General features: G+C 70.8%; 17 protein-coding genes and 2 tRNA genes. 17 read left to right on the top strand and 2 right to left on the bottom strand.

The features are described from left to right. Positions 1-5: 5 nt before the first annotated feature. From ACIOMQ_RS13510 to ACIOMQ_RS13455, 12 genes are all read left to right on the top strand, one after another. Positions 6-1,802 (top strand): LCP family protein, encoded by a 1,797-nt coding sequence (locus ACIOMQ_RS13510; protein WP_402188991.1) that lies wholly within the window; start codon positions 6-8, stop codon positions 1,800-1,802. Positions 1,803-1,916: 114 nt separating this feature from the next. Beyond that, positions 1,917-2,348: a ribosome silencing factor gene (gene rsfS, locus ACIOMQ_RS13505; protein WP_362194100.1), complete on the top strand. Its 432-nt coding sequence runs from the start codon at positions 1,917-1,919 to the stop codon at positions 2,346-2,348. Beyond that, positions 2,345-2,998 (top strand): histidine phosphatase family protein, encoded by a 654-nt coding sequence (locus ACIOMQ_RS13500; protein ID WP_362194899.1) that lies wholly within the window; start codon positions 2,345-2,347, stop codon positions 2,996-2,998. Before rsfS ends, ACIOMQ_RS13500 begins: the two co-directional genes overlap by 4 nt. A gap of 161 nt (positions 2,999-3,159) precedes the next feature. Beyond that, positions 3,160-3,232 (top strand) — tRNA-Ala (locus tag ACIOMQ_RS13495). 1,186 nt (positions 3,233-4,418) lie between these two features. Next, positions 4,419-4,652 (top strand): hypothetical protein, encoded by a 234-nt coding sequence (locus tag ACIOMQ_RS13490; RefSeq protein ID WP_093897076.1) that lies wholly within the window; start codon positions 4,419-4,421, stop codon positions 4,650-4,652. A 220-nt stretch (positions 4,653-4,872) separates the two neighbouring features. Next, positions 4,873-4,945, top strand: a tRNA-Ala gene (locus ACIOMQ_RS13485). Between the two features lie 349 nt (positions 4,946-5,294). Next, complete coding sequence (gene leuS, locus ACIOMQ_RS13480) at positions 5,295-8,168, top strand: leucine--tRNA ligase (protein ID WP_401753207.1); 2,874 nt, start codon at positions 5,295-5,297, stop codon at positions 8,166-8,168. Positions 8,169-8,452: 284 nt separating this feature from the next. Beyond that, positions 8,453-9,214 (top strand): hypothetical protein, encoded by a 762-nt coding sequence (locus tag ACIOMQ_RS13475; RefSeq protein WP_402188989.1) that lies wholly within the window; start codon positions 8,453-8,455, stop codon positions 9,212-9,214. A gap of 148 nt (positions 9,215-9,362) precedes the next feature. Further along, complete coding sequence (locus ACIOMQ_RS13470) at positions 9,363-10,208, top strand: DegV family protein (RefSeq protein ID WP_401264072.1); 846 nt, start codon at positions 9,363-9,365, stop codon at positions 10,206-10,208. Between the two features lie 636 nt (positions 10,209-10,844). Next, positions 10,845-11,525: a helix-hairpin-helix domain-containing protein gene (locus tag ACIOMQ_RS13465; protein ID WP_402189107.1), complete on the top strand. Its 681-nt coding sequence runs from the start codon at positions 10,845-10,847 to the stop codon at positions 11,523-11,525. Next, a complete protein-coding gene (locus ACIOMQ_RS13460) occupies positions 11,522-14,101 on the top strand; it encodes a ComEC/Rec2 family competence protein (RefSeq protein WP_402188987.1) in 2,580 nt (859 codons plus the stop codon). The genes ACIOMQ_RS13465 and ACIOMQ_RS13460 overlap by 4 nt, the downstream gene beginning before the upstream one ends. 388 nt (positions 14,102-14,489) lie before the next feature. Continuing rightward, on the top strand, positions 14,490-15,374 hold the full coding sequence (locus tag ACIOMQ_RS13455) for a YceI family protein (protein ID WP_401753213.1): 885 nt from the start codon (positions 14,490-14,492) through the stop codon (positions 15,372-15,374). Between the two features lie 103 nt (positions 15,375-15,477). Here ACIOMQ_RS13455 and ACIOMQ_RS13450 read toward each other — a convergent pair whose 3' ends face one another. Beyond that, entirely contained in the window at positions 15,478-15,723 is a 246-nt protein-coding gene (locus ACIOMQ_RS13450) for a hypothetical protein (protein WP_362194122.1), read from the bottom strand. A 77-nt stretch (positions 15,724-15,800) separates the two neighbouring features. Between ACIOMQ_RS13450 and holA the strand changes: the two genes are divergently transcribed. Continuing rightward, positions 15,801-16,787, top strand: a complete 987-nt coding sequence (gene holA / locus ACIOMQ_RS13445) for a DNA polymerase III subunit delta (protein WP_401264065.1) — start codon at positions 15,801-15,803, stop codon at positions 16,785-16,787. Positions 16,788-17,092: 305 nt separating this feature from the next. Here the strand turns inward: holA and rpsT are convergent, their stop codons facing one another. Then, complete coding sequence (rpsT, locus tag ACIOMQ_RS13440; RefSeq protein WP_362194128.1) at positions 17,093-17,359, bottom strand: 30S ribosomal protein S20; 267 nt, start codon at positions 17,357-17,359, stop codon at positions 17,093-17,095. Positions 17,360-17,573: 214 nt separating this feature from the next. Here rpsT and lepA point away from each other — a divergent pair, with 214 nt between their 5' ends. The 4 genes from lepA (at position 17,574) to hemW (ending at position 25,373) form a co-directional block, all read left to right on the top strand. Further along, positions 17,574-19,448, top strand: coding sequence for a translation elongation factor 4 (lepA, locus tag ACIOMQ_RS13435; RefSeq protein ID WP_362194131.1), 1,875 nt, complete (start codon positions 17,574-17,576; stop codon positions 19,446-19,448). A 358-nt stretch (positions 19,449-19,806) separates the two neighbouring features. Then, a complete protein-coding gene (locus tag ACIOMQ_RS13430; protein WP_362194134.1) occupies positions 19,807-21,696 on the top strand; it encodes an AMP-binding protein in 1,890 nt (629 codons plus the stop codon). A 287-nt stretch (positions 21,697-21,983) separates the two neighbouring features. Then, complete coding sequence (locus tag ACIOMQ_RS13425) at positions 21,984-23,900, top strand: ATP-binding SpoIIE family protein phosphatase (protein ID WP_362194902.1); 1,917 nt, start codon at positions 21,984-21,986, stop codon at positions 23,898-23,900. Between the two features lie 231 nt (positions 23,901-24,131). Beyond that, positions 24,132-25,373 carry a radical SAM family heme chaperone HemW gene (hemW, locus tag ACIOMQ_RS13420; protein ID WP_401264062.1) on the top strand — a complete coding sequence of 414 codons (1,242 nt, stop codon included), beginning with the start codon at positions 24,132-24,134 and terminating at the stop codon, positions 25,371-25,373. Positions 25,374-25,385 lie beyond the last annotated feature (12 nt).

Raw genomic sequence — 25,385 nt, 5'->3', positions numbered from 1 at the left:
CACCGGTGAACGACCGACAGAACCCGTACGACCCGTACTACCAGCAGCCGCAGATCATCGGCTACGACGAGTACGGGCAGCCGGTGTACCAGCAGGCCGGACAGCAGGCGTACGACCCGTACGCGCCTCAGCAGCCGCAGGAGTTCCAGCAGCCTCAGCAGCAGCCGTACCAGGCCGACCAGGGGTACGGATACGACCCGTACGCCCAGTCCCAGCAGCCGCAGTCCGCGCAACCGCAGCCCGCGCAACCGCAGCCCGCGGAACCGCAGGCGTACGACCCGTATGGCTCCCAGCCTCCCCAGCAACAGCAACAGCAACAGCAGCAACAACAGCAGCCGCAGCAGGCCTACGGCGGCTACGACGGTTACGGCTACGACACCGGCCGGCAGCCTGCCGCGGTCGACACCACCCAGCAGTGGAACATCCCGCAGCAGGCCTCCGCGCAGCCCACGCCCCCTCCTGCCCCGGCACCGGTCATGGAGGAACCCCGGCCGGAGTCCGGCGCCGGGGCCGAGCCGGAACCGGCCGTTCCCGGGCAGCGCCGCCCCGACTACCGCACCGAGCAGTTCTCCTTCATCGAGGAGCCCGACGAGGACTCCGAAGACGTCATCGACTGGCTGAAGTTCACCGAGAGCCGCAGTGAGCGGCGCGAGGAGGCGCGACGCCGCGGCCGCAACCGCATGGTCGCGCTGATAGTCGTGGTGGTCCTGGTGGTGGTCGGCGGTGTCGGCTATCTCTGGTCCGCCGGAAAGATCCCCGGCCTCTCCGGTTCGGAGAAGGACAACTCGGCATCGACGGGCCCGCAGCAGCGGGACGTCATCGTGGTCCACCTGCACAACACCAAGAAGGGCGGCACCTCCACGGCGCTGCTCGTCAACAATGTGACGACCAAGCAGGGGACCACGGTTCTGCTCCCCAACTCGCTCGCGGTCTCCGACGGCGAGGGCGACACGACCACCCTCGGCAAGTCGGTCGAGGCCGACGGCACCACCGGCACCCGCGAATCCATCGACACCCTGCTCGGCACCAGTATCAGCGGTACGTGGCGGCTGGACACCCCCTATCTGGAGACTCTCGTCGATCTGGTCGGCAGCATCGAGGTCGACACCGACACCGAGGTGCCCGACACGAAGAAGGGCGCTTCCCCCCTGGTGAAGAAGGGCGAGGCGCAGACCCTGAGCGGCCGGATGGCCGTCGCGTACGCCACCTACCGGGCGCCCGGTGAGGCCGAGACGAAGCAGCTCATGCGGTTCGGGGAGGTCATGCGGGGTGTTCTGCGGAAGATCTCGGACGATCCGAAGGCCGCCACGGTCACCGTCGAGACGCTGGCGCAGATCCTCGACCCGTCGCTCCCCGAGAAGGACCTGGGCGCCTCCCTGGCAAAGCTCGCCCAGCGCGCCAAGATCGGCGACTACAAGACGGAACTGCTGCCGGTGCAGGCCGACGGCACACTCACCGAAGCGGCCACCGAGAGAGTCGTCAAGGACGTCCTGGGCGGCACGGTGAAGGCTCCGGGGGCCGACGCGACGGTGCGGGTCGGAATCAAGGACGCCACCGGCGACAAGGACGCCGCGGCGTCCGCCCGGATCAAGCTGGTCAACGGGGGCTATGCCTTCGTCGGCGGTGGAACGGCCGAGACCTCGGCTCTGTCCGAGGTCCTCTACGAGACCGCGGCGGACAAGGAAAAGGCGACGCAGGTCGCCAAGACCCTGGGCCTGCCGACGAGCGCGGTGAAGCAGGGCAAGCCCGCCGCGAACGCGGATGTGTCCGTTGTGCTCGGCCAGGACTACAAGATCAAATGACCGGGGCCGCGCCGCCCGGATGATGCCGGCTCGATCTCCGAACGTTCGCTGTGTGGGCTGTCGGCGGTCCGTGAGACCCTAGGGGTTGATCTGACCGCCGACGAAAGCCTGCTTGTGACCGCCACGGACCGCTCCATCGAGCTCATCAACGCCGCCGCTCAGGCGGCCGCCGACCGGCTCGCGCACGACATCATTGCGTACGACGTCAGCGATGTGCTGTCGATCACGGACGCCTTCCTGCTGGCCTCGGCCCCCAACGACCGCCAGGTCAAGTCGATCGTCGACGAGATCGAGGAGCGGCTCCAGAAGGAGCTCGGCGCGAAGCCGGTACGCCGCGAGGGCGACCGCGACGCGCGCTGGATCCTCCTCGACTACGTCGACATCGTCATCCACGTCCAGCACAGCGAGGAGCGCGTCTTCTACGCGCTGGAGCGCCTGTGGAAGGACTGCCCCGAGATCGCGCTCCCCGAGGACGCCGTCAAGACCCGCGGCAAGGCCGCGGAGCACGCCCAGCTCACCGGCAGCACGGACGGTGAGCAGAGCTGAACGGCAGCGGAAGCGGCAGGGGCCGCAGAATCGTTCTCTGGCGACACGGCCAGACGGCGTGGAATCTGGAGCGCCGGTTCCAGGGCTCCACGGACATCGCGCTCACCGAGGTAGGCATCGGGCAGGCCCAGCGGGCCGCCCGGCTGCTCGCCTCGCTGAGGCCGGCTGCGATCGTCGCCTCCGATCTGCGGCGGGCGGCGGCAACGGCTGCCGAGCTCGCCGCGATCACCGGCCTCGAAGTCGCGCACGACGAGGGGCTGCGGGAGACCTACGCCGGTGCCTGGCAGGGTCTCACCCACGAGGAGATCATCGGGCAGTACGGCGAGCAGTACGCCGCGTGGAAGCGCGGTGAGCCCGTGCGGCGCGGCGGCGGCGAGCTGGAGACCGAGGTCGCCGACCGGGCCGCCCCGGTCGTGCTCGGACACGCCGACAAGCTGCCTGACAGCGGCACGCTCGTCGTGGTCAGCCACGGCGGCACCATCCGCACCACCATCGGTCGGCTGCTGGGCCTGGAGTCGCACCACTGGGAAGGGCTCGGCGGGCTCTCCAACTGCTGCTGGTCGGTGCTGGGGGAGGGCGCGCGCGGCTGGCGCCTGCTGGAGCACAACGCCGGCACACTGCCCGAACCGGTACTCGGCGACGACACGTAGGGCCTCGACGCCCAGCTGCGGCGGCCCCTGCGGGCACGGGGCCGGGAGAATGCCTGGGCCGTGTGCCGGGCGGTGTCGGCCGGATTTCACTTTCTGGCTGGTCACAGGCTAAAGTTCTTCTTGTTCGCGGGGCGGAAACGCAGGGAAACACAGCGAACAGCGGGGCTATAGCTCAGTTGGTAGAGCGCCTGCATGGCATGCAGGAGGTCAGGAGTTCAATTCTCCTTAGCTCCACAATCAAGATCCCGTCCTCGTCAGAGGGCGGGATCTCTGCGTTCTCCCTGACGGTTTCCTCTCGCGGTTTCCGTTGGCACGTTCGCTCCGACCGTGCGTGCGGTCACGCCTTCCGGTCATGCCTCCCGGTGCCGCCGCATCCGCAGACAGGGATCGCTCACCCGTTCCAGCTCACCCGTTCCAAGAGCTGGCCCGCCGGGCGAACCGGCGCGTCCTGCGGGCCCGGGGCCCACAGGATCGGCCGGACGATGCTGGTTGGGCACCGCCGTCATGTGCACCGCCGGCAGCCGAGGACCGGGCGGCGAACTCATGCTCCACGGCCCGCCGTTCCGCGGGTTCCGACAGCCGGATCTGCCAGCAGGGTGCCGTTCGGGCGGTGTTGTGCGTTCTCGTGGCGATGGCGGTCGACGCGGGCTTCCTCTTCGCGACGGTGCGGTACGGCCAGGACGGTCCGGGGTACTCGGCGCCACGTACGGGGCCGGCGTTCGCGCCGACGGTGCTGGTCGTCGGTGCGTTCTGGCCGACCTGGCACCGCTGGGCCGTGCGGCTTCAAAGGTCCCTGGATCCGGGCGGGTTCACCCTGGTGGCTGTCGGTTGCGTGGCCATCGGGCTGTTGATGTGCGACGGGGCGAGGTGGTTCCCGGCCGCACGCGGCTTTCGCGGTCAAGGGCTGCGGTACGGCTCCGGCCTTCGGCCCGGAGGTGTTGGCGAACGTACGCCATGAGGACGCCGCGGCCGCGAGCGGCCCATGGACGCCCGTCGCCCGACTCGGTCAGTCGGCCGGCGTCTCGCCGTTCGGCGTGCTCCGTCCCAACCGCCTTGATGCGCCGGGGCGCAGAGGTCGGGGCACGCGTTGCGGGTTGGTGTTTTCGCGTTGTCGGTGGCCGCGCCGACGGCGCGTCGACGTGTCTCGTACGGCATCGGTGGCCGACCGGATATCCGCTGGGCTGACCCCCTTGCGGGGTCATGGCAGAATCGGAACGCCGGAGGGGGCGACGGACCGAACGGGAGGGAGCGCGCGATGCCTGCGAGCCGCCACGAGGTCCCGGACCTGCTCCTTGTTCCCGACCGGCGCGCCCGTGCCGGTCGCTTTGCCGGTGGTCCGTTCCGTGCGGCCCACGTGCTCGGCGAGAACGGCGGAGTCTCCCGCGTGTGCACTGCCCGTGGCCAAAGCCGGAGCTGATTCATGGGTGCACACAGGCGGAAGTGCGACTGGTGCGGCAGCGGTACGCCCATCGTCAGGGACATGGATCCGATCAATCCGGAGTACCAGTACTGGTGCGAGGAATGTGCGCGGGCGCTGGTCATAAAGGGCGACCCGATCGAGACCTACCGGGAGCTCGAGGGGGAGCCGATCTACGGGCGCCTGCTGGAGGAGCACTGCACGCTCAAGCGCTTCTACTCCTTCGCCACTGCGTGAGCCCTTGCGCGCCCCTGTACTCCCTCTGCTTCCCGCGCCCTTGTTCTTCCCCGTGCTCCCCGCGCCCTTGTTCGCCCCTGTACTGTTCCCTTCCCTGGCCGAGGTGCCGCAGAATCGGTCAAATGCGGGCAGGCGGGAAACGATTTGGTGGACTGGCGGGGTCACCGGTAATGTTCTCGATGTCGCCAGGGGGCAAGCAAAACCGGGCGGTGCACAGCACGGGGCTATAGCTCAGTTGGTAGAGCGCCTGCATGGCATGCAGGAGGTCAGGAGTTCAATTCTCCTTAGCTCCACAGTGAAGTAGTGAGAAGCGGGTCATCCTTACAGGGTGGCCCGCTTTTCGTGCATCTGCGGCAGCGTCGGTTGCTTCGGGGTGCTCCGCCGTACGGCCGCTCCGCTCTCCTTGCCCTGCCCATGGACCGGCCGTGCCCTGACCGGCTCCGGGCCCGTGCGGTACCCTGGCGCCATGCGTGCCGTACGCCTTCTGCTTAGCGAGCCGCGCTGATCAGTCCCGACCGGTGAGAATGCCTGGTCGGAATCGGCGCGGCGTCCCCTCCTGTGCGAGGGGATTTTTCGTTTCCGTAGACGCGTGTCCGTAGACGTGGGCGCCGGCAGATGACGATCGATGGAGCTTTGAGGATCATGAGCGAGACGAATTCCGCAGCCGAGACGGCTGCGCCGCACCGCTACACGGCAGCCATGGCCGCCGACATCGAGGCACGCTGGCAGGACTTCTGGGACGCCGAGGGCACGTACGAGGCACCGAATCCGACCGGTGACCTGGCAGGCGATCCGGACCTGGCCGCCAGGCCGAAGAAATTCATCATGGACATGTTCCCGTACCCCTCGGGTGCGGGCCTGCACGTCGGTCACCCGCTGGGCTACATCGCCACCGACGTCTTCGCCCGCCACCAGCGGATGACCGGGCACAACGTGCTGCACACCCTGGGCTTCGACGCCTTCGGCCTGCCCGCGGAGCAGTACGCCGTGCAGACCGGCACGCACCCGCGGGTCTCCACCGAGGCCAACATCGAGAACATGACCGCTCAGCTGCGCCGGCTGGGCCTGGGCCACGACAAGCGCCGCTCGTTCGCCACGATCGAGTCGGAGTACTACAAGTGGACCCAGTGGATCTTCCTGCAGATCTTCAACTCCTGGTACGACACGGAGGCCGACCGGGCCCGCCCGATCGACGAGCTGGTCGCACAGTTCGAGAGCGGTTCGCGTCCCACCCCGGACGGCCGTGACTGGAGCGCACTGAGCGCCGCCGAGCGCGCGGACGTCCTGGGCGAGTACCGCCTGGCGTACGCCTCCGAGGCGCCCGTCAACTGGTCGCCGGGCCTGGGCACCGTACTGGCCAATGAAGAGGTGACGGCCGACGGCCGCTCCGAGCGCGGCAATTTCCCCGTCTTCAAGGCCAAGCTGCGCCAGTGGAACATGCGCATCACGTCCTACGCCGACCGGCTGCTGAACGACCTGGACGGGCTGGACTGGCCCGAGGCCATCAAGCTGCAGCAGCGCAACTGGATCGGGCGTTCCGAAGGCGCGCGCGTCGACTTCCCGGTCGACGGCGCCGGCGCCGTCACGGTCTTCACCACCCGCCAGGACACCCTGTTCGGTGCCACCTACATGGTGCTGGCACCCGAGCACGAGCTGGTGGAGCGGATCATTCCGGCCGCCTGGCCCGAGGGCACCCACCCGGTGTGGACCGGCGGACACGCGTCCCCCGCCGAGGCCGTCACCGCGTACCGCAAGCTGGCCGCCGCCAAGTCCGACGTGGAGCGGCAGGCCGAGGCCAAGGACAAGACCGGTGTCTTCACCGGTGCGTACGCGACCAACCCGGTCAGCGGCGAGAAGGTGCCCGTCTTCATCGCCGACTACGTCCTGATGGGCTACGGCACCGGCGCGATCATGGCCGTGCCGGCGCACGACGCGCGCGACTTCGCCTTCGCGCGCGCCTTCGAGCTGCCGATGCGCTGTGTGGTCCAGCCGTCGGACGACCGCGGTACGGACCCCTCGACGTGGGACGACGCCTTCTCCTCGTACGAAGCGAAGCTGGTCAACTCCGCCAATGACGAGATCTCGCTGGACGGTCTGGGCGTCGTCGACGCCAAGGCCAAGATCACCGAGTGGCTGAAGGAGCACGGCGTCGGTGAGGGCACCGTCAACTTCCGGCTGCGCGACTGGCTGTTCAGCCGTCAGCGCTACTGGGGCGAGCCCTTCCCGATCGTCTACGACGAGGACGGCATCGCGCACCCGCTGCCCGAGTCGATGCTGCCTCTGGAGCTGCCGGAGGTCGACGACTACTCGCCGCGCACCTTCGACCCCGACGACGCCGACACCCAGCCCGAGACCCCGCTGTCCCGGAACGCCGACTGGGTCAACGTCACCCTGGACCTGGGTGACGGCAACGGCCCGAAGAAGTACCGCCGCGAGACCAACACCATGCCCAACTGGGCGGGCTCCTGCTGGTACGAGCTGCGCTACCTGGACCCGAACAACGACCGGAAGCTGGTCGACCCGGGGATCGAGCAGTACTGGATGGGCCCGCGCGAGGGCCGGCCGACCGGTGGCGTCGACCTGTACGTCGGCGGCGCCGAGCACGCCGTACTGCACCTGCTGTACGCCCGCTTCTGGTCCAAGGTGCTGCACGACCTGGGGCACATCTCGTCCGCCGAGCCGTTCCACAAGCTGTACAACCAGGGCATGATCCAGGCGTTCGTCTACCGGGACAGCCGCGGCATCGCGGTCCCGGCGGCCGAGGTCGAGGAGCGGGACGGAAAGTTCTACTACCAGGGCGAGAAGGTCAGCCGCGTCCTGGGCAAGATGGGCAAGTCCCTGAAGAACGCCGTCACGCCGGACGAAATCTGCGCCGAGTACGGTGCGGACACGCTGCGCCTGTACGAGATGGCGATGGGCCCCCTGGACGTGTCGCGGCCGTGGGACACGCGCGCCGTCGTCGGCCAGTACCGGCTGCTGCAGCGGCTGTGGCGCAATGTCGTCGACGAGGAGACCGGCCAGGTCACCGTCGTCGACACCGAGCCGGGCGAGGAGACGCTGCGGGCGCTGCACAAGGCGATCGACGGGGTCGGCCAGGACATGGCCGGGATGCGCTTCAACACCGCCATCGCCAAGGTCACCGAGCTGAACAACCACCTGACCAAGGCGGGCGGCCCGCTGTCCCGGAGCGTCGCCGAGTCGCTGGTGCTGCTGGTGGCGCCGCTGGCGCCGCACATCGCCGAGGAGCTGTGGCGCCGACTGGGCCACACCGAGTCGGTCGTGCACCAGGACTTCCCCGTCGCCGACCCGGCGTACGTCGTGGACGAGACCGTGACCTGCGTCGTGCAGGTCAAGGGCAAGGTCAAGGCGCGCCTGGAGATCTCCCCGTCGATCGCGGACGAGGAGCTGGAAGCGCTGGCCCTGGCCGATCCGGCCGTGATTGCAGCGCTGGACGGCGCGGGCATCCGCAAGGTGATCGTGCGGGCGCCGAAGCTGGTCAACATCGTGCCGGCGTGACGGCGCTGCCGTCCCGGAGCGAGGGCGCCGACTGTTCTCCGTGCGAGGGCGGTCGCCGTCCCGAGGTGACGGTGGTCGTCCCGGTGTGACAGTGGTCGTCCGGACGTGACGGTCGTCGTCCCGGTGTGTGACGGTCGCCGGGTAGCCGCCGGCTGTCGTACGGCGGTGTGGGGGCATTCCCCTACGGGCAGGTTGGGGGTTCCGAAGGAACCCTCGGCCTGCCCTTTCCGTTTACGGTGGAGGGGCCGGCACCCGGCAGCCGAAACGACATGCGAGGGACGCTCATGGAAGCCGTGATCCTGATTCTGGGGTTGCTCTTTTTCGCGTTCGTGGCCCTGGGCGTGTATGTGGGCGTCAAGGCCATCGGCGCGGCGAAGCGGGGCGTGGACCGCACGATCACGCAGGCGCGCCGGACCGTCGAGGACACCACGCTGCGGGCCAAGAGCTACGGCCAGCCGGGCGTGAGCGGAGAGCTGGCGCAGCTGCGGCTCGCGTTGCGCACGTCCATGCGGGCCACGCAGGAGGCGCTGCAGGCGGGAGTCGCCGAGGATGCCTCGCTCTCGGAGTCACTGGGCCTCTTCCAGCGGCTGAGTGTGCACGGGCGAGAGCTGGACGACGACCTGAAGAGACTGGAGCGCGAGCCCGACCGGGCGACGGTCGCCTCGATGCTGCCGGGCCTGAAGCAGCGTACGGAGCGGATCACACACTCCGCGGATTCGCTGCGGTGGGCCGCCCGGGACCGGGCGCGGCGGTTCATCGAGGACGATCTGGACGCGCTGAATGCGCAGATCGATGTGGAGGCCGGGGCGCTGCGGCACTGGACGGTGGAGCCGGACGAACCGGTCCACGGGCAGGGCGACGGCCGCGACCGGGGCCAGGGGCGGGAGACCGGTCCGGGGCAGGGGCAGAACCAGGGACAGGCGAGCCGGCCGGGGCAGGGAGGCCGGCCGGTCGACGATACGGCGCAGGCGATCACGGCTGCGGACCCGCGGCGGCAGACGCAGTACCCGTGGCAGAAGGCGGCTCGGCCCGAAACGACGAACTGAGGCGCTCGATGACCGGCGGTGACCTGATGCGGTCCGGAGCGGTCCGGAGCGGTCCGGAGCGGTCCGGAGCGGTCCCGAGCGGTCCTGAGCGATCATTCGGTCGGGGTCGGACTGCCGGGCCGAAGACTTGCCAGGTAACCTCCCGCTCATGTCCCGCCATGTCGCGATCGTCACCGATTCCACGGCCTACCTGCCGCCCGAGGCGATGGAACGGCACGGCATCACCGCGGTGCCGCTGACCGTCGTCCTCGGTGATCAGGCGCTGGAGGACGGCACCGAGATCTCGGCCCGCTCCCTTGCACTGGCGCTCCAGAAGCGTCGCCCCGTGACGACTTCCCGGCCCAGCCCGGAGGTCTTCGCCGCCGCGTACCGGGCCGCGGCCGAGGCCGGAGCAGGCGGTGTCGTCTCGCTGCACCTCTCGGCCGAGATCTCGGGCACCTACGACGCCGCCCTGCTCGCGGCGAAGGACGCACCGGTTCCGGTACGGGTGGTGGACACCGGGATGGTCGCCATGGCCCTCGGATTCTGCGCCCTGGCAGCGGCGGAGACGACGGAGGCGGGCGGGAGCCTGGACGAGGCGGTCGCGGCCGCGGAGAAACGGGCCGCGGGCACCTCCGCGTACTTCTACGTCGACACGCTGGACTATCTGCGCCGCGGCGGTCGTATCGGTGCGGCGCAGGCTCTGCTGGGATCGGCGCTCGCCGTGAAGCCGCTGCTCCAACTGGACGGCGGCCGTATCGAACTGCTGGAGAAGGTCCGGACGGCCTCGAAGGCCATCGCGCGCCTGGAGGAGATCGTCGCGGAACGCGCGGGCCTCGGCCGGGTGGACATCGCCGTGCATCACCTGGCGGCACCCGAGCGGGCCGAGCGGCTCGCCGAGCGGCTGCGCGAGCGGGTGCCGGGCCTGGTCGATCTGCATGTCAGCGAGGTGGGCGCGGTGATCGGTGCCCACACCGGGCCCGGCCTGCTCGGGGCTGTGGTCTCACCACGCTGAAGCCGGTTCGCGGCTCTTGCCTCCTGGATCCCGGCCCTCGGATCTCACTCCTGGGAGTGGCCGAGTTATCCACAACTGGTCGGTTGTCCACCGGAATCGGGTCTGCTCAGCGGGTTCGGACGGATGTGCCTACCGTCGTGAGGCATGGCTCCCCGATCACCTCGTGCAACCAGTGGAAGCGGCACCGGCCCCGGCCGTGCCCGTAGCGGCCTCGGCCCCGGACGACGACGGTCCTCGCGTGGGCGCGCGGACGTCGTGGCGGCGGTTTCACGGCGTCGGGCGGACGCCCTCATGGGAGGGGCGTACAGCGGACGGGGCGCGCAGCCTGTTCTTGGGGCTGCCGCGGCTCCTGCCCCAGCTTCGGCTCCGGCTCCCCTTCGGGCTTCTGCTTCTGCTTCCGCTCCAGCTCGGGCTCCCGTTCCGGCTCCGGCTCCGGCGCGGACTCCCGTTCCCGCTCCTGCGTCCTTTTCGGCGTCCACTCCGGCCTCGGCTCCGATTCCGGGCCCGACACCGAACCCCGCTACTGGCGGAGCTACGGCAACGGCCATGGCTATGGATACGCCCTCTGCACCGGCCTCGACGCCGGCTCCGGGGCTGTGGGAGAGGGTGGTTCCCGCGCTGCGGGAGCGGATTCCGGTGTGGCTTCAGCTCAGATGCGGTGTGGAGCCGAGGACCCTCGCCGCACTGACCGTTGTCCTGATCGCGGCCGCGGTCTTCGCCGCGGTGCATTTCTGGTCCGCGCGCCCCCACTCCGTCAGAGCGCCCGATCCGGTCAACGAGGCTGTGGGCGCCAGGGCATCGGACCCGACGCCGGGGGCGGCCGGAGCACCCGAGCCGTTACCGGGGCCGCCACCGGCGACAGGGCCGGGCGGGCACATCGTTGTCGATGTGAGCGGGAAGGTGCGAAGGCCGGGGATCCAGCAACTGCCGTCCGGCGCACGGGTCGCCGATGCGATCAGGGCCGCCGGTGGCGCCCGCCCCGGTGTCGACCTCGCCGGGCTCAACCGGGCGCGGGTGCTCATGGACGGGGAGCAGATCGTGGTGGGCGCCCCAACGGGCCCTCCGGCCACCGGCGGTACGGGGGGAGCCGCCGCGGGCGGCGCCGGCAGCGGCGGCTCCGCGGCAGGGCCGGTCAGTCTCAACCGGGCGACCGTCGAACAACTCGACACCCTGCCCGGCGTCGGCCCGGTCCTCGCCCAGCACATCGTCGACTACCGCACACAGCACGGCGGTTTCCGTTCTGTCGACGAACTCCGCGAGGTCACCGGGATCGGCGATCGCCGGTTCGCCGACCTCCAACCGCTGGTGGGGCCATGAACCACCTGGACGTCCACGCGGCCTCGGGCCGGCGGCTGGGTGCCTCCGACCCCAGGCAGGAGGGCCCGCTCGACCTTCGGCTGGTCCCGCCGGCCTTGGCGGCCTGGGCCGGAGCGGCGCTCGCGACAGGCGCGCCGGGACGGTGGACCACGACGGGCGTGCTGCTCTGCGTCGGCGCCGCCATGATCCTTCTGGCGATGTCCGGGGTTTCGGCCACCCGCGCGACGCGTGGTTCGTCGGCCGGTGCCGGGGGAGGGGCGGCAGACGACGAGAGTGCGGCGCTCCACCAGTGGCGGCCGCACCTCACCGCAACCGCGACCGCGGCCGCGCTGCTCTGTGCCGCGGCCGGGGCCGCGTCTGCCGGGTGGCACAGCGCGGATGTACGACAGGGGCCGGTCCATGAGCTGGCTCAGCGGTTCGCGAGGGTCGATGCGGAGGTGACGGTGACGTCCGACGCCCGGCAGACCGTGCCCCGGGTACGCGGCGACCACAGCATGCCCGCCTCCCTCCTCGTGGATGCCGAGATCACACGGCTGACCGGGCCCGATGGTGCGGTCACCCAGCTGCGTACGCCGGTGCTGCTGATCGTCTCGCCCGGCGGATCGATGGCACGGTGGCAGCAGTTGCTCCCCTCCACCCGCCTGCGTTTCGGAGGCCGACTGGCGCCACCGCTGCACGCGGGGGAGCGCAATGCCGCCGTACTTCGGTCGGAGGGCAAGGGCCCGCCGCACATCACCGGCCCCCCTTCGCCGGTCCAGCGCACGGCGGGTGCTCTGCGTGCGGGGCTGCGGCAGGCGACCGAGCGGCTCGATCCCGATGCGCGGGCGCTACTGCCCGGCCTGGTGGTCGGCGACACCTCACGGGTCACGCCGGAACTGCACGATGCCTTCCAGACAGCCGACCTCACCCACCTGATGGCGGTCTCCGGTGCCAACCTGGCGATCCTGCTCGTTCTCCTGATCGGGCCGCCGGGCACGGCCACACGTGTCGAACGCCGCGGTCTGGCACCCCGGTTGGGATTCTCGCTGCGGATGACCGCGGTGCTCGGCGGCGGACTCACGCTCGCCTTCGTCATCGTCTGCCGACCGGAGCCGAGCGTGCTGCGGTCCGCGGCCTGCGGACTGATCACCCTGCTCGCCATCGGCACAGGGCGCCGCAGATCACTGATCCCCGCTCTGGCCGCCGCGGTTCTTCTACTGGTGCTGTACGACCCGTGGATGGCGCGCAGCTACGGCTTCGTCCTCTCCGTCCTGGCCACCGGTGCCCTGCTCACCATCGCCCCGAGATGGAGCGACGCGCTGCGACGGCGCCGGGTCCCGCCCCGGCTCGCCGAGGCGCTGGCCGCGGCCGCCGCTGCGCAGGCGGTGTGTGCGCCGGTCGTCGTACTGCTTGCCTCCCGGGTCAGTCTGGTGGCGATCCCGTGCAATCTGCTGGCCGAGTTCGCGGTGGCGCCGGCCACGGTCCTCGGGTTCGCCGCGCTCGCCCTGGCGCCGGTGGCCATGCCGGTGGCGGAGCTGCTCGCCCGGATCGCGGGGTGGCCGGCCGGGTGGATCGCCTCGGTGGCCCGTACCGGGGCGGCGCTGCCCGGGGCGGAGATCGACTGGCCCGACGGCGGGAAGGGCGCGCTGCTGCTCGCCGCGCTGACGGCAGCGGTGGTGCTGTCCGCGCGCCGTATCGCGCGCCATCCCTGGGTCTGCTCGGCCGCCGCGCTGCTGCTCATTCTCGTGGTGCTGCGTCCGGTGCCGCTCAGCCGGGTGCTGACCGGATGGCCGCCGCCGGACTGGGCGTTCGCGATGTGCGATGTCGGTCAGGGCGACTCCCTCGTGCTGGCCGCCGGGAACCGCAAGGGCGTGGTCGTCGACACCGGTCCCGATCCCCGGCTCGCCGACCGGTGCCTTCGTGACCTGGGCATCACCGAGGTGCCGCTTCTGGTCCTCACGCACTTCCACGCGGACCATGTGCGCGGGCTGCCCGGTGTGCTGCGGGGCAGAGCGGTGGGAGCGATCCAGACGACGAGCCTGGACGAACCGCCGGACCAGGTCGCGTTCGTACGGAGAACGGCCACTGCGGCGGGTGTCCCGCTGGTGCGGGCCGTCCCCGGCGAACGCCGCCGGATCGGTCCCCTCGACTGGCGAGTCCTGTGGCCTGCGGGCGGCATCGGGGCGGGCGGCGCGCCGATGGCCGGGGGAGCCGGATACGGTTCCGTACCGCAGGAGCCGAATGATGCCAGCGTCACCCTGTACGTCCGGACGGGCCGGTTGACCCTGTTGCTCCTGGGGGACCTCGAACCTCCGGCCCAGCAGGGGTTGTTGCGCAGATATCCCGTGCTCCCGCGGGTGGACGTTCTCAAGGTCGCCCATCATGGCTCCGCCCATCAGGACCCCGCTCTGCTGCGCAGCGTGCACCCGAGACTCGCCCTGGTGAGCGTGGGCAGGGACAACCCGTACAGTCACCCGGCCCCGCGCACCCTCGACGCGCTCCGAGCCGGTGGAGCGGTGGTGCTGCGCACGGACACGGACGGAGCGATCGCCGTGGCGGGTGCCGGGGCGGGGCTGAGAGCGGTGGGCAGCTCATGAGCCCTGCTCTGCCGGTGGCCGCCGGACAGCCCGAGTCTGTCGGTGGTCACCGGACAGCCTCATTCTGTTGGCGGCCGCCGGACAGCCCACTTTTTCGGTGTCCGCCGGACAGTCCCGCTCCATCGGTGACCGCCGGACAGCCTCACCTTGTCAGTGGGCCACCGACAGCGCGCACAAGCCGATGGCGGTCGAAAGCGGAGTGGTCAATTCGGACCATCGGTAACACCTCCACCCAAGCCACTGCGAGCTGCTCTGTTTGCCTCGAACGCCACAATGGTGATCGAATGCATGCTCGTCGGTGGGCCGCTGCTCCGACGAGGACGTCCAGTCGTCGAGGACGTCCAGCCGTCAGGGCCCAAGGTGAATCGCCCCCGGGGGTAGGTAGAAGATGTTCGGCCGTTGGCTGGGAAGCAGGAGAGCGACGGATGCCGGGCGAGGCAACGCCCTCGCCGGGCTGGAGGTCCCACGCACGGCCGGAGTGCTCAGTTGCCGGGTGCTCGACCCCGTCAACGAGATCGTGCCGCAGGCCGAGTTCGTCGTCACGGACGGTGCGGGCCGCAAGGTCGTCGGTGGTGAGACGGACCCGTACGGCAGCGTCCTCGCCACCGTCCCGGCCGGTGAGTACCGGCTGGCCGTCACGGCTGAGGGCTTCACCCCGTTCCACGGCGCGGCCACGGTCGTCGAGGGCGGTCACTCCGGCCTCGGTGATGTGATGCTGCAACTCTCCGCGCCCCCGCAGTTGCCCGACCCGGGCGAGTGGGAGGTCGAGCCGATGCACTCGCAGATCGGCTTCACGGCCCGGCACATCGGCATGGCACGCATCCACGGCCGGTTCAACGTCTTCGCCGGTGCGGTCCGGATCGCCGACCGGATGGAGGACTCGGCCATGCACGTGATCATCGACGCCGCGTCGATCGACACGAACGTCCAGATGCGCGACGACCATCTGCGTTCCAGCGACTTCCTCGACGTGGGCCGTTATCCGACGCTGGAGTTCTACAGCGACCGCTTCGTCCACCGCGGCGGCACGCGCTGGGGTGTGACCGGCGCGCTCACCCTGCACGGCGTCAGCCGCACGGTCACGCTCGACACCCAGTACCTCGGCCTGGGCAACGGCCTGGAGGGCGAGACCCGCGCCGCCTGCCGGGCCACCACGGAACTGCACCGCGAGGACTTCACCCTGACCTGGCAGACCATGCTGGCCCGGGGCATCGCGGCCGTCGGCTCCAGCATCTCCATCGACATGGACATTCAGATCGTCCCTAAGAGCTGAGCCGAAAGAGCCGAGCCGAAAGAGCCGGGCCAATAGAGCCGGACCGAAAGAGCCGAGCCGATAGAGCCGGGCCGGCAAGGGATCCGGTGGCCCCGCCGCACCGCTAGGGCGCTTCGAGCCACCCGTCGTACTCCGCGGCGAACGCGTCGAGCGCAGCGGAGTCCAGACGTGCCGACGGGTCTTCGACGACCACCAGCCACTGGGCGTCCTCGGCGTCGTCCTCGCCGGCCAGTGCGTCGCGTACGAGCTGGGGCTCCTCGGCGACCCCGAAGCGGTCGCCGAGCTCTCCGGCCACCTCCTCCGCGGCGTCGCGGTCGGGCAGCACCAGCACATGTCTCACATCACTCACCGGCCCATTCTCCCGTACGGCGTGAGCCGTTGCTCCGGCGGCGGGGTTGTCAGTGGCGCGTGGGATGCTGGAGGGCGATGGCCACCAGAAGGAATTCCACCGACGACCCGCTCGCCCCCCTCACGCTCGCCGTGGGGCAGGAGGACCTGCTTCTCGACCGCGCCGTGCAGCAGGTGGTGGCGGCGGCACGTGCCGCCGACCCCGACACGGATGTCCGCGACCTCACCTCCGACCAGCTCCAGCCCGGCACCCTCGCCGAGCTGACGAGCCCGTCGCTCTTCGCCGAGCGCAAGGTGGTGATCGTGCGCAACGCGCAGGATCTCTCCGCCGACACGATCAAGGACGTCAAGGCGTATCTCGGCGATCCGGTCGAGGAGATCACCCTCGTCCTGCTCCACGCGGGCGGCGCCAAGGGCAAGGGCCTGCTGGAAGCGGCGCGCAAGGCCGGGGCGCGGGAAGTCGCGTGTCCGAAGACGACCAAGCCGGCCGAGCGGCTCTCGTTCGTACGGTCGGAGTTCCGGGCGCTGGGGCGCTCGGCGACCCCCGAGGCGTGCCAGGCGCTGGTCGACTCCATCGGCAGCGATCTGCGGGAGCTGGCGAGTGCGGTCTCGCAGCTCGTCGCGGATGTCGAGGGCACGATCGACGAGGCGGTCGTCGCCCGCTACTACACGGGCCGCGCCGAGGCGTCGAGCTTCACGGTCGCCGACCGCGCGGTGGAGGGACGGGCGGCAGAAGCGCTCGAGGCGCTGCGCTGGTCGCTGTCGACGGGGGTGGCGCCCGTGCTGATCACCAGCGCGCTGGCGCAGGGTGTACGGGCGATCGGCAAGTTGTCCTCGGCCCGCGGGGGGCGCCCCGCGGACCTCGCCCGTGAGCTGGGCATGCCGCCGTGGAAGATCGACCGGGTACGCCAGCAGATGCGTGGCTGGACGCCGGACGGCGTGGCCGTGGCGCTGCGTGCGGTCGCGGCTGCGGACGCGGGGGTCAAGGGAGGCGGCGACGACCCGGAGTACGCGTTGGAGAAGGCCGTGGTCGCGGTGGCGCGGGCGGCGCGCTCCGGACGGTAGGGGCGCGCGGTAGCCGGGCGGGCTGAGGGCCTCTCCGGACGGAGTGCGGGCCCCGGGGGCGCGTCCACGAGTCCGGGGCGCGTCCACGTGTGCCGAACGGACCTGACCACGGGCCGGGCGGTCCGGACAGCGAGTATGCCGAAGGCCCCGGCCTTCGCTCTGGGGAGAGCGGAGGCCGGGGCCTTCGGATCACACTCGGTGCGCCGCACCCGCGTGGCGAACGCAGGTTCGGTGTGCGGCGCGGGGGCCGGGCAGGGGCGGGAGAGAGGGCCCGCTGGTCCGTTCCGGCGGTCACATCAGAATGCTCAGCCCTGGAGGGAGGCAACCTTGGAGGCCAGCGCCGACTTCTTGTTGGCGGCGGCGTTCTTGTGGATGACACCCTTCGAGACGGCCTTGTCGAGCGCGCGGGAGGCGTCGCGAGCAGCCGTAGCGGCCTTCTCGACGTCACCGGCGACGGCAGCCTCACGGGCCTTGCGGATAGCGGTCTTGAGCGAGGACTTGACGGCCTTGTTGCGCAGGCGCGCCTTCTCGTTCGTCTTGTTCCGCTTGATCTGGGACTTGATGTTCGCCACGACAGAGCCTTTTCAGGTTCGTTGGATCTTCGATGTGCGCCCCATGACCCAGAGGGTCGCGAGGCACAGCTGTCAACGGTACCAGCCCCGCTCCGACCGGCCCAAACCGGTCCCTGCCCCGCAACCATGGGACGATGGAGGCTACGTATCGATCCGACCGAACCGACATCGACCCGAGACACGGCGTTCGGCGTCTCAAGAATCAGGACCCTGCGTGCCCGCGACTCCTACCCACGTGCCCGAGCCGAGCCGTACCGACCCGGCGCTGATCCGCAACTTCTGCATCATCGCGCACATCGACCACGGCAAGTCGACCCTTGCCGACCGGATGCTCCAGCTGACGGGCGTGGTCGACCAGCGGCAGATGCGCGCTCAGTACCTCGACCGGATGGACATCGAGCGCGAGCGCGGCATCACCATCAAGTCCCAGGCGGTGCGTCTGCCCTGGGCGCCCAACACGGGCGAGGACCAGGGCCGCACCCATGTCCTCAACATGATCGACACCCCGGGCCACGTGGACTTCACCTACGAGGTCTCCCGTTCGCTCGCCGCCTGCGAGGGCACGGTCCTGCTGGTCGACGCCGCGCAGGGCATCGAGGCCCAGACGCTGGCCAACCTCTACCTGGCGATGGAGAACGACCTCACCATCGTCCCGGTGCTCAACAAGATCGACCTTCCGGCCGCGCAGCCGGAGAAGTTCTCCGAGGAGCTGGCCAACCTCATCGGCTGCCAGCCGGAGGATGTGCTCAAGGTCTCCGCGAAGACCGGCATCGGCGTGGACGTCCTGCTCGACCGCGTCGTCAAGGACGTTCCGGCCCCGGTCGGCAAGGCCGACGCCCCCGCCCGCGCCATGATCTTCGACTCGGTCTACGACTCCTACCGGGGCGTCGTCACGTACGTCCGAGTCGTCGACGGCCAGCTCAACAAGCGCGAGCGCATCCGGATGATGTCCACCGGCGCCACGCACGAGCTCCTGGAGATCGGGGTCTCCTCCCCGGAGATGACCCCGGCCGACGGCCTCGGCGTGGGCGAGGTCGGCTACATCATCACCGGTGTGAAGGACGTCCGGCAGTCCAAGGTCGGTGACACCATCACCTCCCTGAACAAGGGCGCGACCGAGGCGCTGGGCGGCTACAAGGACCCCAAGCCGATGGTGTTCTCGGGCCTGTATCCGCTGGACGGCTCGGACTACCCGGACCTGCGCGAGGCGCTCGACAAGCTCCAGCTCAACGACGCCGCCCTGGTGTACGAGCCGGAGACCTCCGCCGCGCTCGGCTTCGGCTTTCGCGTCGGCTTCCTCGGACTGCTCCACCTCGATGTGATCCGTGAGCGGCTGGAGCGCGAGTTCGGTCTCGAACTCATCGCCACCGCCCCCAACGTGGTCTACCGCGTGGAGATGGAGGACGGCACCGAGCACACCGTCACCAATCCGAGCGAATTCCCCGAGGGCAAGATCGACAAGGTGCACGAGCCCGTCGTGCGCGCCACGGTCCTGGCACCCAGCGAGTTCATCGGCGCGATCATGGAGCTCTGCCAGAACCGCCGCGGCACCCTGCTCGGCATGGACTACCTCTCCGAGGACCGGGTCGAGATCCGTTACACCCTGCCGCTCGCCGAGATCGTCTTCGACTTCTTCGACCAGCTGAAGTCCAAGACCCGGGGCTACGCCTCCCTCGACTACGAGCCCACCGGCGAGCAGTCCGCCCAGCTCGTCAAGGTCGACATCCTGCTGCACGGCGACAAGGTCGACGCGTTCTCCGCGGTCACGCACAAGGACAAGGCGTACGCGTACGGCGTGCGGCTCGTCGCCAAGCTGCGCGAGCTGATCCCGCGGCAGAACTTCGAGGTGCCGATCCAGGCCGCCATCGGCTCCCGGGTCATCGCCCGTGAGACCGTCCGCGCCATCCGCAAGGACGTCCTCGCCAAGTGCTACGGCGGTGACATCTCCCGTAAGCGGAAGCTGCTGGAGAAGCAGAAGGAGGGCAAGAAGCGGATGAAGATGGTCGGCAATGTGGAGGTGCCGCAGGAGGCCTTCATCGCCGTGCTGTCGACGGACGAGTCGGGCGGGGACAGCAAGGCCAAGAAGTAGCCCCTGCCACGAGACCGGGGAGCGGGTTCCGCGCGGGATTCCGCCCTGGCTCCGGCCCGTCCCTACTCGGTGGTAGCCCAACGGGCCCCTGGGTCGCAGCGCCCTGCGACCCAGGGGCCCGTTCGTTATGAAGCGGCGGCCCATTGCCTCTTACGCGGCGGACGCGGGCGCTCTACCCTGATCACGGCTCCGTAGTTACTCGCCAGTTAAACAAGCGGGATCGAGCACCGCGGGCCGGACACCGCAGGACAGACCCGCAGACGTACGCAGGAACAACAGGAATACGCGCAGGAACAACAAGCAGCAAGCAGCAACCAGCAGCCGGTCGTGAAGCACTGCCGCAGGCCCGGAGGATGTCGTGAGCGACACACAGACCCTGATCGAGAACCGACCGCCCTCCGTGGCGAACCTCTTCGCCGACCGCGTGGCGGCCACCCCGGACGAGGAGGCCTACCGCTACCCGGTCCCGTCGGCCGCCGGCGCGGGGCCCGACGAGTGGAAGTCGCTGAGCTGGGCGCAGGCCGCCGAGCGCGTGTACGCCATCGCGGCCGGGCTGATCGGTCTGGGAGTGCAGCCGGAGGAGCGGGTCGCGCTCGCCGCCAGTACCCGGGTGGAATGGATCCTCGTCGACCTCGGTGTGATGTGCGCGGGCGCCGCCACCACCACGATCTACCCGTCGACCAACGCCGAGGAATCGGCGTTCATCCTCTCCGACTCCGAGAGCCGGGTGCTGATCGCCGAGGACGCCGGCCAGCTGGCCAAGGCCCGGGAACGCCGCGCCGAGCTGCCGAACCTCGCCCATGTCGTCGTCATCGACCCCGAGGACGCCGGGCCCGCCGAGGGCGACCCCGAGGGCTGGGTGCTCACCCTCGCCGATCTGGAGGCCCGCGGCGCCGAGCACCTGGCGAAGAACCCCGACGTGGTCAAGGAGCGGGTCGCCGCGATCACGGCCGACCAGCTGGCCACCCTGATCTACACCTCGGGCACCACAGGCCGCCCCAAGGGCGTACGCCTGCCGCACGACAACTGGTCGTACATGGCCAAGGCCACCGTCGGGACCGGGCTGATCACCAAGGACGACGTCCAGTACCTCTGGCTGCCGCTCGCCCACGTCTTCGGCAAGGTCCTCACCTACGGCCAGATCGAGGTCGGGCACGTCACCGCCGTGGACGGCCGGGTCGACAAGATCATCGAGAATCTGCCGGTGGTCCAGCCGACGTACATGGCCGCGGTCCCCCGTATCTTCGAGAAGGTCTACAACGGCGTCGCCGCCAAGGCGCGGGCCGGCGGCGGGGCCAAGTACAAGATCTTCCAGTGGGCGGCCGGGGTCGCCCGCGAGTACGCGACCGTCTCGCAGGACAACTTCCGGCACACCGGCACCGCCTCCGTACCCTTCGCGCTCGGTGCCAAGCACAAGGTCGCCGACACCCTCGTCTTCGCCAAGATCCGCGAGGCGTTCGGCGGAAGGCTGCGCGCCTGCGTCTCCGGCTCCGCGGCGCTCGCCCCCGACATCGGCTACTTCTTCGCGGGCGCCGGCATCCACATCCTGGAGGGCTACGGCCTCACCGAGACCAGCGCCGCCTCCTTCGTCAACCCCGGCGAGGCCTACCGCACCGGCACCGTCGGCAAGCCGCTCCCCGGCACCGAGGTACGGATCGCCGACGACGGCGAGATCCTGCTGCGCGGCCCCGGTCTGATGGAGGGCTACCAGGGGCTGCCGGAGAAGACCGCCGAGGTGCTGGAGGCGGACGGCTGGTTCCACACCGGCGACATCGGAGAGCTGTCCGTGGACGGCTACCTCCGGATCACCGACCGCAAGAAGGACCTCATCAAGACGTCCGGCGGCAAGTACATCGCCCCGGCGGAGGTCGAGGGACAGTTCAAGGCGGTCTGCCCGTTCGTCTCCAACATCCTGGTGCACGGCGCGGACCGCAATTTCTGCACCGCCCTGATCGCGCTCGACGAGCCGACCATCCTCGGCTGGGCCGCCGAGAACGGCCTGGGCGGGAAGTCGTACGCCGACGTGGTGGCCACCCCGCAGGCCGTCGCGCTCATCGAGGGCTATGTGAAGCGGCTCAACGCGGGGCTGCAACGCTGGCAGACCATCAAGAAGTTCCGGCTGCTGCCCCGCGATCTCGACATCGAGCACGGCGAACTGACGCCCAGTCTCAAACTGAAGCGGCCGGTCGTCGAGCGTGAGTACAAGAGCCTCATCGACGACATGTACACGGGGGCCCGCGAGGCGTAAGGGGCGTACGAGGCGTACGACGGGCTGTCGTCACGGACCGCGTCGCAGCCCGTCGCACCGGTCGGCGCACGCGGCGCCGTGCGGCCGGTCCCGGCCGGCCGCACGGCACCACCGCCCTGTTCCTTCCCGCTCATTTTCTCCGCTCACTTCGGCAACTCGTCGCTTGCGGGCATGGTCCATCTGTCACTCTGTCGGTGTCGTCAGTGGCGCCCAGCGAGATCAGACAGACAGAACGAGAACAGACAGAGCGAGAACAGGTCAGGAGCTGCGCCGTGGGGTCCATTCCCTTGCAGCGGGACATCGTTCAACGTCCCGGCACCACCGTCGGCCATGCGGATGCACGGCCCGTCGCCCGCACGTCCCTGCCCGGAAACCTCCTCGCCCCCTCCGCCGGCCGCCGGTTCGTCGAGGCGGCGCTCACCGAGTGGACCGGGCTCGGACTGCCGGCGGCCGTGGGCTTCAGCGAGCGTCTGGCCGACGACGCGGCGGTCGTCGTCAGCGAACTGGTCACCAACGCGGTCGTGCACGCCGGGACCAACGTCGAGCTGCTGTGCCGGCTGGAGGAGGCCACCGAGGACGAGGTCGCGGCCCTGGTGCTGGAGGTCTCCGACCACCACCCGGCGCGCGCCGTGCGCAGCGAGCGCCGGGAGGGCGGCGGCCCGGCCGACGCGGCGGAGAGCGGGGTCCCCGCCGGGCCCGCCGACTACGGTCGCGGACTCCAGCTCGTCGGTACTCTCGCCGAGCGCTGGGGCATCACCTACCGCACCGGCCTCAAGACCGTCTGGGCCCGGCTTCCCGTCGACGACTGGAACCCGTTCCCCGAACCCTCCGCCGAGCCCGGATTCCAGCAGGGGCTGCGCGCCGCCGAACTGCTCGCCCCCACCGCGCGGCGGGCCCTGCGCGACGACGCGGACTGGGCCGGCCGCGGCGCGCTCTCCTTCCTCGCCGAGGCCTCGGACCTGCTGGCCGGCCAGCTCGACGAGGACATCGTGGCGGCGCTCGCCGGACAGTTACTGGTGCCCAGGCTCGCCGACTGGTGCGCGATCTGGCTGGAGCCCGAGAACGGCGGCCCCGCGGCCGTCCCCCGGCTCGCCAGCGTCTGGCACCGCGACGAGGCCGAGACCGGACAGCTGCGCACGGTGCTGGAGCAGGGCCCGATCAGGCTGCCCGAACGGGTGGGCACCGGGCCCGTCTCCATGCCCTGGCCCGGGGGAGAGGAGGACGGCGAGAAGACCGACGAGCACGCCGAGTCCGCTCTCGCCTACCGGATCACGTCGGGCGGCCGGACACTCGGCGCCGTCCTCCTCGGCCGGGAGGGCACGGCCCGCGTCCCCGACGAAGTGACCGCCCTGATCGAGGACTTCGTGCGCCGGGTCGGCCTCGCCGTCGGAGCCGCCCGTGCCTACACCCGGCAGGCCACCATCAGCCGCATCCTGCAACGCGCGCTGCTGCCCGGCAAGGTCGCCGACATACCCGGCGTCACCAGCTCACTGGTGTACGAACCCAGCGACGACGGGGTCGTCGGCGGCGACTTCTACGACATCTTCCCGTGCCCCGGCGACCGCTGGTGCTTCGTCCTCGGCGATGTCCAGGGCAGCGGTCCCGAAGCCGCTGTCGTCACCGGACTGGCCCGGCCCTGGCTGCGACTGCTGGCCCGTGAGGGTTTCGGCGTCGGCGAGGTGCTGGACCGGCTCAACCGGCTGCTCCTGGACGATGCGATGGAGGCCGCCGAGGCGGCCGCGCTCATGGTGGCCGCGGCGGGCGGCCAGCAGACGGCGGACACCGGGCAGTCCCGCTTCCTCTCCCTGCTGTACGGGGAACTCGTGCCGCTGCCCGGCGGCGGCGTGCGCTGCACCGTGGCCAGCGCCGGCCACCCGCTGCCGCTGCTGCTGCGGCCCGACGGCCAGGTGCGCCCGGCTGCCGAGCCGCAGATGCTGCTCGGGATCTTCGACGACGTCGCGTACGAGAGCCAGAGCTTCGAACTGGCACCGGGCGACAGCCTGCTGTGCGTGACCGACGGCGTGACGGAGCGGCGCTCCGGGACGCTGATGTTCGACGACGGGGACGGCCTGGCCCAAGCGCTGGCGGACTGCGCCGGCCTGTCGGCGGACGGGATCGCGGACCGGATCAAGCGGGCCGTGCACGAATTCGCCGAGCGGCCGCCCGATGACGATCTGGCGCTGCTGGTGCTACAGGCGGGGTGAGCGCAAGGGCGGGGCGGCCGGGTGGGGCTCGGTGGGTGCGGCCCGGGGCGGTGGCCCGGCGCGGTGGCCCGGCGCGGTGGCCCGGTGGCCCGGTGGTGCGGTCCGGCGCGGTGGCCCGAGGCGGTGGCCCGCCGGGTGCGGCCCGGCGGGGCGGCCGGGCGGGGCGGTCCGAGGGTGCGTCCCCGTCTGTGATCACGAGCGTGGCTCGGAGGTCCCGGGCGGCGGGTGACAATGGGCGGTATGCCTTCCGTACTGCCCGATGGTGAACCCGTACCCGACGACGGGGCGCTGCCCCGCCATGCCCTGGAAGGCGCCGCCGACCGGCCGCTCGGCTTCTACCTGCACGTGCCCTACTGCGCGACCCGCTGCGGCTACTGCGACTTCAACACGTACACCGCCACCGAGCTGCGCGGCTCCGGCGGTGCGCTGGCCTCCCGGGACAACTACGCCGCCCATCTGATCGGCGAGGTCCGCCAGGCCCGCAAGGTCCTCGGCGACGATCCGCGCCAGGTCCGTACGGTCTTCGTCGGGGGCGGTACGCCGACCCTGCTGGCCGCGGCGGACCTGGTACGGATGCTGGGGGCGATCCGCGACGAGTTCGGGCTCGCGGACGATGCCGAGATCACCACCGAGGCCAACCCGGAATCCGTCGGTCCGGCGTATCTGGCCGAGCTGCGGGAGGGCGGCTTCAACCGGGTCTCGTTCGGGATGCAGAGCGCGCGGCAGCACGTGCTGAAGATCCTCGACCGTACGCATACGCCGGGGCGGCCCGAGGCGTGTGTCGCCGAGGCGCGGGCGGCGGGCTTCGCTCACGTCAACCTCGATCTGATCTACGGAACGCCCGGGGAGTCCGACGACGACTGGCGCGCCTCGCTGGCCGCGGCGATCGGCGCGGGGCCGGACCATGTGTCGGCGTACGCGCTGATCGTCGAGGAGGGCACCCGGCTGGCCCGGCGGATCCGGCGCGGCGAGATCCCGATGACCGACGACGACGCCCACGCGGACCGCTATCTGATCGCGGACGAGGCGATGACGGCGGCGGGCTTCTCCTGGTACGAGGTGTCGAACTGGTCCCGCACGCCCGAGGGCCGGTGCCTGCACAACGAGCTGTACTGGCGCGGCGCCGACTGGTGGGGCGCCGGTCCCGGGGCGCACAGCCATGTCGGCGGGGTGCGCTGGTGGAACGTGAAGCATCCGGGGGCGTACGCGCAGGCTCTGGCCGAGGGGCGGTCGCCGGGGGCCGGGCGCGAGATCCTCTCCGCGGAGGACCGGCGGGTCGAGCGGATCCTGCTGGAGCTGCGGCTCGCGGAGGGATGTCCGCTGTCGCTGCTGGCACCGGCGGGGCTGGCCGCGTCCGAGCGGGCGGTGGAGGACGGGCTGCTGGAGCGGGCGCCGTACGGGGCGGGGCGGGCGGTGCTCACGTTGCGGGGGCGGTTGCTGGCGGACGCGGTGGTACGCGACCTGGTGGACTGAGAGGGCGGGGCG

The sequence above is a fragment of the Streptomyces sp. NPDC087845 genome, assembly GCF_044742755.1.
GTDB lineage: Bacteria > Actinomycetota > Actinomycetes > Streptomycetales > Streptomycetaceae > Streptomyces.
Note: the sequence above shows the minus strand (reverse complement) of the source record. Positions and strands in the feature narration are given on the sequence as shown.